Raw genomic sequence first — 11,969 nt, 5'->3', positions numbered from 1 at the left:
TGGTATTGCCACTCGTTTTGAAAAGTTGGCTCGTAATTATAAGTCCATGTTGTTCTTGGCTTGTTTGTTTATTTGGTGCAAAGCAAAATGAGGACACGCCCTAATTTAAATGATCCAATAACTCGGCAAAACTCTCGATTCTGGCTTTAGGGTTCGCTGCGGTTAACTCTTCATCTGCACCATAGCCATATTCCACCGCAATGGTTTCAATTCCATTACGGCGCGCTCCGAAAATATCATGCTCACGATCACCCACCATCAAACATTCGGCAGGATTTAACTGCTCTTTTTCAATGATATAAGCAATCAAATCAGCTTTATTGGTGCGCTCACCATTGAGTTCACTGCCATAGGGATATACAAAATATTGCAATAAATCAAAATGCTCTAGAATTTGCTTGGCATAAATTTCAGGTTTCGCCGTGGCCAGAAACAAACGGTAGCCTTGTGCTTGCAATGTTTTTAAAGTTTCAGATACTTCAGGGAAAACATGGTTTTCATATAAGCCGGTGACCGCAAATCGTTCGCGGTAGCCCATCAACGCCTGTTCAGCCAAAATATCATCTGTTGCCACATTTAAAATTTTTGCCAGCGAAGCCTGTAAAGGTGGACCAATAATCCAGTCAATATTGACATCATCTGCAATAGGATGGCCAATTTTATTTAAGCCATAACGTACGCTGGTGGTAATTCCCACTTTTGGATCAGTTAATGTTCCATCTAAATCAATCAAAATATTTTTAATCACAGACTGACCCTTTCATCTTAAATTTTTACTTCACAAATACTATCGAGACTTGGCTCAAAGTTGCCTATACTAACGCAAATTTTGTGAAGAAGGACATCATTGTGCGCCCTACAGTACTTTGCTTTTCTGGTTTAGATCCCTCGGGTGGCGCTGGCTTGCAGGCAGATATTGAAGCAATTGGCCAAAGTGGTGCCCATGCGGCAATTGCCTGTACTGCCCTGACCATTCAAAATTCACAACAAGTCTTTGGCTTTGAAGCGACATCGAAAGAATTACTGCTGGCTCAAGCACATGCAGTAGTGCATGATTTACCGATTAAATGCGTTAAATCCGGTATGTTAGGCACCACGGACAATATTGCAGCGCTGGCTGAATTTTTACGTGAGCATCCTGAATACCTCTATGTGCTTGATCCTGTTCTGGTTGCCAATAGCGGTGGTTCACTCGGCAATCAGGAAACACTGGTAAAGGCGTTTGCAGAACTGATTCCACTGGCTACAGTGCTGACACCGAATACGGTAGAGCTTCGTGCATTAACCGGTGTTGAAGATATCGACCAGGCCACGGCAAAACTCTTTGCAATGGGAGCCCAAGCCGTGCTGGTCAAAGGTGGCCATGAAGATACGCCGGACTATATTCGCAATGCATTATATATCAATGGCGAGCTGGTTTCTGAAACCCGATGTCCTCGTCTTGAAGGCGAATATCATGGTTCAGGCTGTTCATTGGCAAGCTTCATTGCCGGCCGTTTGGCACAAGGCGATGATTTAAAACAAGCCGTAAACCATGCTGAAACCTGGTTATTTGGCGTGCTTAAAAAAGCGGAAACTCCGGTACCCAATGGCCAGAAAATTCCTAAGCGTTTCTAAAAAACAGGATGGATCAAGCTGATCATCAATAGCTTTATGTTGTTTGAGATCAGATTTTTTATACTGATTTTTAGTCGCTCAAATCTGAATTTTATTGCACCACTCAAAAAATAAGGCATGTATAAATACATGCCTTATCATATCCATCAACTAAAGCTAGGCAATGAGTTCTTTAATCTTGGTGGTTGATCCATTGTTTTTGACTGATTCTATGCCTTTCTCACGTGATTGCTCACTTGAATAGAAGTGGCTACGACCAATAATCTGATGATTCACCGCTTTCAGGTTGAAATAAGGCTTACCATTTTTCCCGTCTAGACGTTCATAACGACTATTATCTATGCTATTTCTCTGAACCGATTCAATACCCACCTGTACAGAGGCCTTTGCCTTATATAATTCACTGGTTAAGATGACTTCTCCATTTCCAGCTTTTAACACAAAACGATATTGTCCATCGTCGACTTGACTGATTTCATACCATCCGGCCATTTCAATCCCCTTTTATTATTTTAAAATTTATAAGAATTTGATTATTTTTTGTTCTTAAAAACATACTGTTTTATAAAATATAAATAATTTTGAGTTTTTAAATGTGGTTATTTTGTAACCAAAAATATCTAAGCCTTGGTTTAATAAAAGTGCGTTTTAGCCGACTAAATTTGACTTAAATTGATTCAATAAAAAAATAAAGATCAAGAGAATAAAAGCAAATCTAGTCTCTGGATCTTTATTAAAGCCTAGACAATTTTCTTGGAATAAGTGGCTTTCTGCATTTCCAAAATTTCTACGCAAACCTGTACATTGACCTGGCTCTGCTGTGGTAAATGCTGTTCGAGTGTGGCTAATAATGCCTGGGAAATTTCCTGTTGCAATTCCACACTGCGTCCGGTCAATAAAGAAACTTTGGCATGTAAATATGCTTGCGAAGCGTCTCCCAAGCCAATGACATAATCTCGCTGACAAATGGCACGGCTTTTCACTTCATTGGCAGCCTTAACATATGCACCATCAAGCATGGCCTGATTTAAGGCAAGTAAGAGTGGTTTTGGCTCAAGGTTTTCAATATTGTCTGAATATTCAAGATGGATGTGGGGCATGACAAAAAATTCTTTAAAGGCTTAGTGCTGTTATACCATGTCATTTGCTCAATCTTAAGCGCAATCAATCCATGTTTAAGTCCCAGTGCTGTTTTATAGATTAAACATTCCCAACCAGTGAATATCCTTTAGAAAGCTCATCCTGCAAGTCTTTTAAATTTTTGACAGATCATAAATTCTCAAGCGCATGATTGCTGCGTTATCAAACGGTCTCATCAAAAAAGCCCTAACATCCCTGCTAGAGCTTTCATATTTCAATCTGGGTGAATTAAGCTTTTTTCACAAATTCAGATTTCAATTTCATTGCACCCACCCCATCAACTTTACAATCAATGTCATGACCATCGCTTGAGTCGGGTAATAGACGAATGTTTTTCGCTTTGGTTCCGACTTTAATGATCGATGAAGAGCCTTTAATTTTCAAATCCTTAATCACGGTAACCGTATCGCCATCGGCAAGGATATTGCCATTTGAGTCTTTAATAACCGTCGCCTGCTCAGCGCTGCTGTCACCCTCTCTCCATTCATAAGAACATTCCGGGCAAATCAGTAAATCGCCATCTTCATACGCATATTCTGAATTACATTTGGGGCAATTTGGCAAAGACATAAAAAACCTCAAAAACTCTACTATAGCATTTTATAAATCAATTTCTTGCTTAAAACCCTACTTATTTCAGGGAATAAAACTAGCCAAAATAAATATCAGCCTTGTTCCAAAAGCCGTTTCAGTACAATCACATGGTTATAATCTTTGCTCTTGGCTGCGGTAATTAAAGTGACTTGTTCCTGTTCAGCGATTTTCCAAATTTGCTGCAATGTCTTTACTTGTTGAACAAGTTCAGCTCTATAGCGCTATTGAAAAGCTTCCCAATGTTCAGAGATCGTGCGCGTACCATTTGCGCAGTTCAGTCGAGGGCGAAATTTCCTTGGGCCACATATCAATTTGAGCATCTTGCTTTTTGATGCCCCTGGGCCAAAGTCAATCGACCAGAATCCGTTTACCATCTGACGCTAAAACTTCGGCATAGGCACGCTTGATTTGAATTTGCATGGGTCATCTATTTATTGATCCGGAATTTCGGCATTGACCAATAAAGTCAGCAATTGCAAGGATTCCTGCCATCCCAGATAACAGGCTTCTGCCGGAATCAGATCTGGAATACCCGATTGGGTAATATGAACTTCCGTGCCCACTGAAACTGGGTGGAACTGAATCGTGACTTCAATTTGACCGGGTAAGTTTGGGTCATCGAACTGGTCGGTATAACGCAACAACTGGTTAGGCATAATTTCATGATAGGTTCCACCAAAAGACTGGCTGGTACCGGTGGTAAAATTGCTAAAAGACATTTTATAGCTGCCTCCCACTTTCGCATCAAGATGATGGACTTTGGCGGTAAAACCATGCGGCGCCATCCATTTAACCAAGGCATCAGGATCGATAAAGGCTCTAAACACCCGTTCTGGCGGTGCGGTGAATACACGGTGAAGTTTGACAGTACTGGGCATTGTTTTTTCTCACTTTTTGTTGTTTTGTGTGTTTAGTCTACTGCGGTTGATTCCTGGCTATGTATGGCTTTGGTATGACATTCAGAGCAGATTTTTACTGCATTTTCCTCTACTGAAAAATGCTCAACCGCTTCCAGAATATTTCTACATTAAAAACAGTTGTGCTCAAGCAGATAGGTTTAATTTAATTCTAGCTTCCAAACATAAATAGCTTAATCCGGCATGTCATCAATCTGATGGGGTTCTGTACGCGGCTGGCTATTCATGTGATGCCTAAAAGACGATGAACGTTCATATGCCTGCATACGCACCCGCATAATGGAACCCAATGGCTGATGTTCTTTCACGCCATGCCAAGGGTTAAAAGACAGCACGTCATCGGAATACACCCGACGTGCCGGACTGAAAGTATCCTGCTGGGGAAAGTGCAAATGGCCAATGACCTGATGCGGAGATTCCTGTTCTTTCCACAGCACAGCCGCATCCTCGACGGGCATAGTCCTCAGATCGGTACATAGCTGCGCACGAATCACATAATCTGCAGCATTCTTCTGAAAGAAATCCCGGACGATGTCACGAATAGCAGAATCATCATTGATTTGCATCTGGATGCCAGTGAGTTTCTTCACGGAATCAGATTCGGGTGCGACACTGATCTTGGCAATGTAGTCACCATAACGAAGCGCTGCCATACTATGATAGGTTTCGCCCAACACATGATGCTGGCTACGCGCCAGGCCTTTTAAGCTTGCAGGTGCGGGAAACCCTGCGCGATTCACCAGATAATCTACGCCGCGCATCACCTGACGCAGGCTACGCATAACCGGTTCAGGCGCCTGTTCTGCCTCCGTAATAAAAGGCAGCATTTGCTTATATTTACGCACTGTTCCAAAAGTCAGCACCGGAATATTGACCATCAAAAAATCCTGGTGATGACCATCGCTCGGATCATTCGGCAATAAGCGCTGCCCCTGCACATTTAAAATTTTAAGCGCGAAACCATGCGGAGCCGGAGTTTTATCGCTATGCAAGTCACCTGGCGCAGCCGATAGCCGTACCATCACGTCATAATAGCCCGGATGCGCAAAAATCCCTTGAGCCAAATGAGCCGGCAAATTTTCAGGAACCGTCAAAATGCCTTTTAAGAAACCGTGGGATTTTGCATGCGCATCACGAACCGCATGACGGTGCCGGTCAAAAACCTGGTTATTGGTCTGCGCCATCTGTTCTGTAATATGCAGAATATCCTCTTCTTCATTTTCCTGTATTTGCTCGACTTCGGGACGATAGTTCACATAATTCGCACTCATACTTGCTTCCTTTTGATTTTTTGAATATGGATCAACTGCACTGAATTTTTTGTATTAATCTAACAAGGAGTTCGCTTTACAAGTTAATTCATTGGTTAATGCTTTGAGGGTCTTTGGTAAATACGACATGCAGACCGAGTCAAAGACCCATGAGGTGAAAAATAGAGCACGTTAAAAATTGAAAAGTGATTTAACTTTCCAAGTTTCATGCTTATGCTTTGCCGAAAGATCCAGCTCATTTTCCAAGAAGATGGGTTCTGTTTTGCTTTTAGCCTTTAACTTTTAGCCCAAAACATCTTGAAGAGAATCCCCCTTGGCTTGTTGTAACTTGGCGATTTCCTCTAGCTTTTGGGTCTGTGCCTTGTCACTGGTCAGTGTCTGAATTAAGTCGTCTGCAAGCTGGTTTAATAACACCAGATCATCTTCGCTCATCTGCCGAACCTGCTTATCCAGAATACAAAAGCTGCCTAACACCAGACCTTGTTTAGTGCGTAAAGGTACACCGGCATAAAACTTGATTTTATTTCTGTTTAACTCCGGGTTATGGGTAAAACGCGGATCTCGGTCTATGTCTTCAATAATCAGTGCCTCATTCTGATGAACCAGATGGGTACAAATGGATTCCTCCCGGGGAATGCGTGCCTCTATCGGATTTTGATTTTCATCTGCCAGCGGGCTGGCCGGAGTATTTACCCATTTTTCATCGACCAGGGAAATTTGCGCATATTTCACGTTAAATGCCTGACAGGCTTCTTCAATATACTGCTGATAAATCAGTAAAGTTTCAGGTTGAAGCAATTGCAGTTCATGCAAAGCCGCCAAACGTTCCGGTTCATTTTCCGCAAGCAATTCACGTGCAGGGTTTTTACCTTGTTGTAGCATTAGCGCATCAATGCTCAGCATCAATTCATTCACCGTAGATACCACAGCATCCGGTTGAAAACGGTTTTGAATCTCGTCCCGCAATTCATCGCTGACATTGCCCCAGGTGGCAAAAATAATTTTAATATTCGGCAGGCGTTTACGGATGCGATGATTCAACAAGCGAATTTGTGCCAAAGGCTGCCGATGAAACATGGAAATGCAAAGCATCTGGGTATTTTCTGGCAAGGATTCAAGCACATCCATTTTTGATTGAATCAGTACTTCATTATGGCTTTGCGCGGCAATTTTTCTTAAATTTAAACCATGGGCCAACATGGAAGATGCCCATACATCAATTTCCCAACGCGCCCCCAAGCACACCACTTGCGCAGGACCCGCGGTATTTGGAGCCGGGTACTTTTGCTGGAAATCATGATTAAACAGCTTCAAGCCCTGATGCATTCTTAAACGGTGCTCGGCACTTGCTTCGGTACTATGTCCTTGCGAAAACAGACGAATGGCGGGAATGGCAACATCGTCATAAAAGGCATTGACCTTACGCACGACGACTTCCTCACTGGGCTTTTTCGGCAATTTTTGTTGAATATAATCCTGGGCAACTTCAAGTGCATCTTCTACTTCATCGGCAACCAGGCGCTGGTAAAAGCGTTCCGGTGGCGTCAGCACCGGTTCGCTGCCAATCAGGGTTTTGATAAATCCCAATGCCGGAATATAGTGAGCCAATACCAATAAACATGCCGTCAATGGCGTCGAGAGAATCAGTCCAGCAGGTCCCCATAACGTAGTCCAGAATGTGGCCGCAAGAATAATCGCCAAAGTGGAAAGACCGGTACTTTCGCCATACAACCACGGTTCAATCACATTGTTACTAATCAGCTCGAGTAACAGAATCAGCCCAATAGTCCAGAGCACCATATTCCAGCCCGGATCAACCGCAAATGCTAGGGTAATGGGAAATAAGGCGGAAATCATTGGCCCGACATAGGGTAAAAAACGCATTCCGATCGCGACAATTCCCCACATAATCGCAGCAGGCACACCAATCAGCCATAAGCCCACGGCCATGGGAATGCCGAAAGTAACATTCACCAACAACTGCATCCGCAAATAGGTTCCAATCCGGTCTGCTGCATCATCCAGTGCATCTGTACCGACGTTTAAATTGCCTCCCAGCAATTTCAGCAAACGGTCATGCAAGTCTTTGCGACTGAGTAAAATCAGTACCACAAACAGAAAAACAATACCGACTGTGGCCAAGGGATGAAAAATTCTCGCGCCCCACTGCATTGCCGTTTCAGTGGTACTGGCTTGCTGCCCCACCACCTGCACCTGCTGCACCCCCTGGGTTTGTTCAACTGGGGCTACGTCCTGTATCGAGCTTTCCACCGTGTCAATGGTCTTGATGGCACCGTCCCATACACTTGGCCCAGAAGTATAGCTTTTCACCGAATCGAGTTTTTGTTTAATCGTGTCCTGATATTGCGGCAACTCCTGACTTAAATTCCCCAGTTGATAACCGAGATAAGTTGCAGCCCCACCGATGACACTTAAAGCAAATAGCACCACAAGTGCAATCGATGGAAGTTGCGGTAAACCCCATTTTTTCAAGCGTGAAACCAAAGGTTCAAGTAAAAATGCCAACAGCACCGACAGTGCCAAAGGAATCAGAATATCTTTTCCGAAATACAGGGCTAAAATAATCAGCGCAGCAATCACAAACCCCGCCATCACACGTAAAATATGCCGGGTCTGAGTTTCATCATTTACAGGAGGTAATGGAGATTGTGAATTTAGCGTTTTTTCCCTATTCACGTTAATATCCTTATTATTTTTGATGATTGTCTCTATATTTAAAATTTTATGTGCTGAAATTCTAGAGGGTTACTGTAAGTAATGCCTATTCTGCTGATGCTGCTTTCAGTGCAAATACCTTATTTTTTATTCTTGGCCAAATATTTAGGCATTAAAAAACCCTAACCGTTTGCACGGTCAGGGTTTTGTGGTATCTCATTCAACAAGAGCAATTCTTAATGAGCCTTGATTCATTAAAAATACCATTTTTAAATATTATTCAATCACTTGAATTAACTTTTAAGTTCATCTTCCATGTCTTCGTCGTCATAGACATACGCCATACAACCCCAGCCATCATATTCACCGCCGTGTTGTTCAGCAATTTTAGTGAACCATTCTTCAATGTCGACAATGTCTGAATAATCAGGTTCCATATACACATAAATAGTGATAATCCACTCTAGCGTATCGGCTTCTTCATCTTCAAACAGGCTGATTTTTTGTTCTTCTTTCAGCAAATAAAGCGCACATTTTTCCGCTTGTTCTTGGGTTTGAAAAGCAATAGAAAATTCAATTTCATGTGCTTCAGTCAGATCGTCACCATCTTCAGCCATTTGCCAAAGCACGTTACCGTTTTCGTCATCTGGGAATTGTTCAAAATCGCGTGTCATGGAGCGTTTCCTTATCTTAATCATTTTAATCTATAGCATTGTACCCAGATTAGCTCAAGTTTGTTTCATTTTCAGGATACATTCATTATCCAAACAACTCTCCTTGAGCAGGAATAACCTTTTTATTGGTTTTAATAATTTTTTTATTTTGGTTAGCTGTAATTATATTATTCGAATAGTCATGTACTAAATCAACACTATAGCCAGTGATAATTTCCTCACCAACCTCATTAATTTTCTTTTGCATTTCCAAATCACAAATTAAAACCATCCCACTTGTAAAAGATACATTCCCCTCAAAAACTCTATCTGAGAATGTTTTATCTTTTAAACTAAAACTTATAATTTCATCATTAAAAACCCCTTTCCATTTAGCTTTGTTATGGTGTTTTAAAATTGGGGCAATAACTTCAATTTGAATTTTTTCATATTGCTCCGGTTCTGGATTTCTTGGCTCAATAATCATTTGAGAAAAAAATTCTCTTTCGATCACACGTTCAGTTGAACGAATATTATTTCTTGTATCTATAGTTGTATAACTAATTTTGGATAAATCAGATTGTTGTTGGATATGTTTAAAATAATTTGTTCGTTTTGCAATTATTTTGGGAGAAACTTGTAATATTTTTTTAGCTAATACCCTTGCAGACTCTTCACTATTTACTGAAGATAATTCTTGACGTAATTTTTTTATATTTAACTTTTTTTCTTCAATACTTAATTTTCTTTCTTCTATATCCAATTCTCGTGCTTCAGCACCATCGTGATAAATATAGACACTAAATATAAATCCGACAATTGCCATTAGCATTGAAGCTGATTTGAATTCACTTAAGAATCCGTAAATTTCCTTTAGTCCACCTTCCGATAAAGCCTCAGTTCTGACTTCAAAAGATATGTTAAAAATCTCTCCTAGCTCATGAATGACCGCAAGCAGCTCTATGTCTGATTTAGCTTTAATAAAAGCACTCATCCAATGCTTATTATGATCATCAAAATAATAATGTATTTCTAATTGATCAGATACTTTCATCATAGTCCAAAATTCACTGTACTAAATTCAAACAAAACTTGTATAAATTAGTGTTATTTAAAATATTAATCAATGAATAGATCTCTTGCGAAAGTAAAAACCACCTCAATCTAAGTTTCATGAGATATCAGAACTTAAACCGTTTTTCAGATTCTGAATTTAAACGCTTGGTTGGCGTACCTCGACCAGTTTTTACCGAAATGGTAGAGGTTTTAGAAAAAGCAGAATCACTCAAAAAGAAATCAGGTCGTCCTCATACTTTAGCTATAGAGGATCAGTTGTTATTAACGCTCAATTACTTACGCAACTACAGTACTCAACTGGAATTGGCGGCACACTACCATATCGCTGAAAGTAATGTGAATCGAACCATTAAAAAGGTTGAAGATGCATTGATGAAATCAAGATGTTTTACTCTGCCAAAACGAAGCATTACCACAGCAGACGAACACTTTAACTGGGTCATTATCGATGCGACAGAATGTTCAATAGAACGCCCGAAAAAAAAATCAGAGTAAGTTCTACAGTGGTAAAAAGAAGAAACATACGCTAAAAGCACAAGTGATCTATCATCCGAAGAGCAAACAAATCATAGGGCTAGATATATCGAATGGCAGTCAGCATGACATTAAACTGGCAAGAAAAACGGTTAAGAAATTCAAACATTGTGAAGATGTTATGACCGATTTAGGGTACTACGGATTAGAGCAAGATGGCTTTAAATTATTGATGCCAATAAAGAAAAAGAAGAATATACCCTTATTTGATGTTGAGAAAAAGTACAATAAAATGATTGGAAAAATACGAGTTGTGATCGAACACATCAATAGTCAATTAAAGACATTTAGAATATTAAGTGAACGCTATCGAAATAGACGGAAAAGATTCGGTTTACGCATTAACTTAATCGCTGCACTGGTAAACCGGATAAATTTTCAATAATGACTTTCGCAAGAGATCTAATTATATTCTATTTAATCTATATATCTTCTCTAATCAATAGCTGTTTAAATACTTAATAGCTTAAATGTAAAACAATGGTTTAACAAATTTGAGTAAAGTAATAATTTCTAAATATGATTTTCCAATACAAAGATCACCCCTCCACCATCTGTTGCTGTATTTGAGCTTGCTGTTCTCGCTGTTTTTCCTTGAACGCTAGAACCAGGGCTGCAAACTTCAACTCTTCCAGACGCAAGCTTAAAAATGACGTGTGAATGCGTGCATAACTAAATGCCGCGCCGTAATGATTGATCAGAATAAAGTCATCCTGTAGCGACTGAATCAGCTCGCCCATATTGTCATGACGCAAACGTGATAAATACAGGTCAGCCTTGCTGTTAAACACATGGGTCACCAGAGCAATGGCGGAAAGACGGCGCTTTTCTTCCACATAATCACAATCACCCACACAATTATGATCAATGGCACTTTTGATTTTGCGCCGAACTTCTTTTAAATGAAGTGCAGCATCAAGATGTTTATATCCATCGATCAACTCATCCAGAAGCGTATGCGCCGGCAATAAATACGCAGTGCCATAACCATTAATTTTATTTTCCAATACTCGTGAAATGTCCGTTAAATTTTGCTGTTGCGTGGCCTGATGATAAAAACCATGCAATTTTTCTCTGGCCTCTATTTCCAGTTTCTGCTTGCTGTTTTTTTCATAACTGTCCAGATAATGCCGCACTTTTTCAATATAAGCCTTCATGTTCTGTAGCAGTGACTCTGCTTCAGTTTTGGTCACTTCTACAAAGTTCTCAACTTGATTTTTTCGCTCGGCTACATACTGTTCAATGTCCAGAATAGCTTGATACTGGCTAAGTTTTTCAAGCTTATTTTTTAAAGTTCCCGTCTCTGCACGAAACATGTTTAATTCATGATGCAGCTCATCATTCTTTTGTTCATGTGCAGCCAAATTTGCCCGTGTGCGATCCAGATTGGCTTGTAATGATTCCAGATTGGCTTGTTTACTTTTCACTCGTTTTGTTGCGCGATAAAGGAGGAGCGCTAAAATACTTATTGTTGTAATCGTTGTTATGAT

At 40.5% G+C, this 11,969-nt stretch carries 12 protein-coding genes and 1 pseudogene; 2 read left to right on the top strand and 11 right to left on the bottom strand.

What is annotated here, in order from left to right; translation table 11 throughout:
* Window positions 1–100: 100 nt before the first annotated feature.
* Window positions 101–748 (bottom strand): HAD-IA family hydrolase, encoded by a 648-nt coding sequence (locus ACU0NF_RS08915; RefSeq protein WP_445660873.1) that lies wholly within the window; start codon window positions 746–748, stop codon window positions 101–103.
* 101 nt (window positions 749–849) lie between these two features.
* Here ACU0NF_RS08915 and ACU0NF_RS08910 point away from each other — a divergent pair, with 101 nt between their 5' ends.
* Complete coding sequence (locus ACU0NF_RS08910) at window positions 850–1,617, top strand: hydroxymethylpyrimidine/phosphomethylpyrimidine kinase (protein ID WP_445660872.1); 768 nt, start codon at window positions 850–852, stop codon at window positions 1,615–1,617.
* Window positions 1,618–1,773: 156 nt separating this feature from the next.
* On the opposite strand, the gene ACU0NF_RS08905 is transcribed toward ACU0NF_RS08910, so the two are convergent.
* The 9 genes and pseudogenes from ACU0NF_RS08905 to ACU0NF_RS08865 all read right to left on the bottom strand — a co-directional run bounded on the left by ACU0NF_RS08905 (window position 1,774) and on the right by ACU0NF_RS08865 (window position 9,922).
* Window positions 1,774–2,109, bottom strand: a complete 336-nt coding sequence (locus tag ACU0NF_RS08905; RefSeq protein ID WP_131317778.1) for a YegP family protein — start codon at window positions 2,107–2,109, stop codon at window positions 1,774–1,776.
* Window positions 2,110–2,357: 248 nt separating this feature from the next.
* The gene (locus ACU0NF_RS08900; RefSeq protein ID WP_445660871.1) at window positions 2,358–2,717 is read right to left on the bottom strand and encodes a 5-carboxymethyl-2-hydroxymuconate Delta-isomerase; all 360 of its coding nucleotides are present in this window, start codon (window positions 2,715–2,717) and stop codon (window positions 2,358–2,360) included.
* Between the two features lie 268 nt (window positions 2,718–2,985).
* Entirely contained in the window at window positions 2,986–3,327 is a 342-nt protein-coding gene (locus ACU0NF_RS08895; protein ID WP_445660870.1) for a zinc ribbon domain-containing protein YjdM, read from the bottom strand.
* 95 nt (window positions 3,328–3,422) lie between these two features.
* A pseudogene (locus ACU0NF_RS08890) lies at window positions 3,423–3,771 on the bottom strand (DUF488 domain-containing protein).
* A gap of 11 nt (window positions 3,772–3,782) precedes the next feature.
* Window positions 3,783–4,229 (bottom strand): SRPBCC family protein, encoded by a 447-nt coding sequence (locus ACU0NF_RS08885; protein ID WP_445660869.1) that lies wholly within the window; start codon window positions 4,227–4,229, stop codon window positions 3,783–3,785.
* A 212-nt stretch (window positions 4,230–4,441) separates the two neighbouring features.
* Window positions 4,442–5,539, bottom strand: a complete 1,098-nt coding sequence (locus ACU0NF_RS08880; RefSeq protein ID WP_445660868.1) for a catalase family protein — start codon at window positions 5,537–5,539, stop codon at window positions 4,442–4,444.
* A 282-nt stretch (window positions 5,540–5,821) separates the two neighbouring features.
* A complete protein-coding gene (locus ACU0NF_RS08875; protein WP_445660876.1) occupies window positions 5,822–8,260 on the bottom strand; it encodes an AI-2E family transporter in 2,439 nt (812 codons plus the stop codon).
* Between the two features lie 248 nt (window positions 8,261–8,508).
* Window positions 8,509–8,889, bottom strand: coding sequence for a ribonuclease E inhibitor RraB (locus ACU0NF_RS08870; protein ID WP_445660867.1), 381 nt, complete (start codon window positions 8,887–8,889; stop codon window positions 8,509–8,511).
* 85 nt (window positions 8,890–8,974) lie between these two features.
* Window positions 8,975–9,922, bottom strand: coding sequence for a hypothetical protein (locus tag ACU0NF_RS08865; protein ID WP_445660866.1), 948 nt, complete (start codon window positions 9,920–9,922; stop codon window positions 8,975–8,977).
* A gap of 119 nt (window positions 9,923–10,041) precedes the next feature.
* Here ACU0NF_RS08865 and ACU0NF_RS08860 point away from each other — a divergent pair.
* A protein-coding gene (locus ACU0NF_RS08860; RefSeq protein ID WP_445660865.1) for an IS5 family transposase occupies window positions 10,042–10,864 on the top strand; the annotation gives its coding sequence in 2 pieces (ribosomal slippage) (window positions 10,042–10,422 and window positions 10,424–10,864; 822 coding nt in all).
* 154 nt (window positions 10,865–11,018) lie between these two features.
* Here the strand turns inward: ACU0NF_RS08860 and ACU0NF_RS08855 are convergent.
* Window positions 11,019–11,906, bottom strand: coding sequence for a DUF4041 domain-containing protein (locus tag ACU0NF_RS08855; protein ID WP_445660864.1), 888 nt, complete (start codon window positions 11,904–11,906; stop codon window positions 11,019–11,021).
* Window positions 11,907–11,969 lie beyond the last annotated feature (63 nt).

This window comes from Acinetobacter sp. F16 (assembly GCF_052712855.1).
Note: the sequence above shows the minus strand (reverse complement) of the source record. Positions and strands in the feature narration are given on the sequence as shown.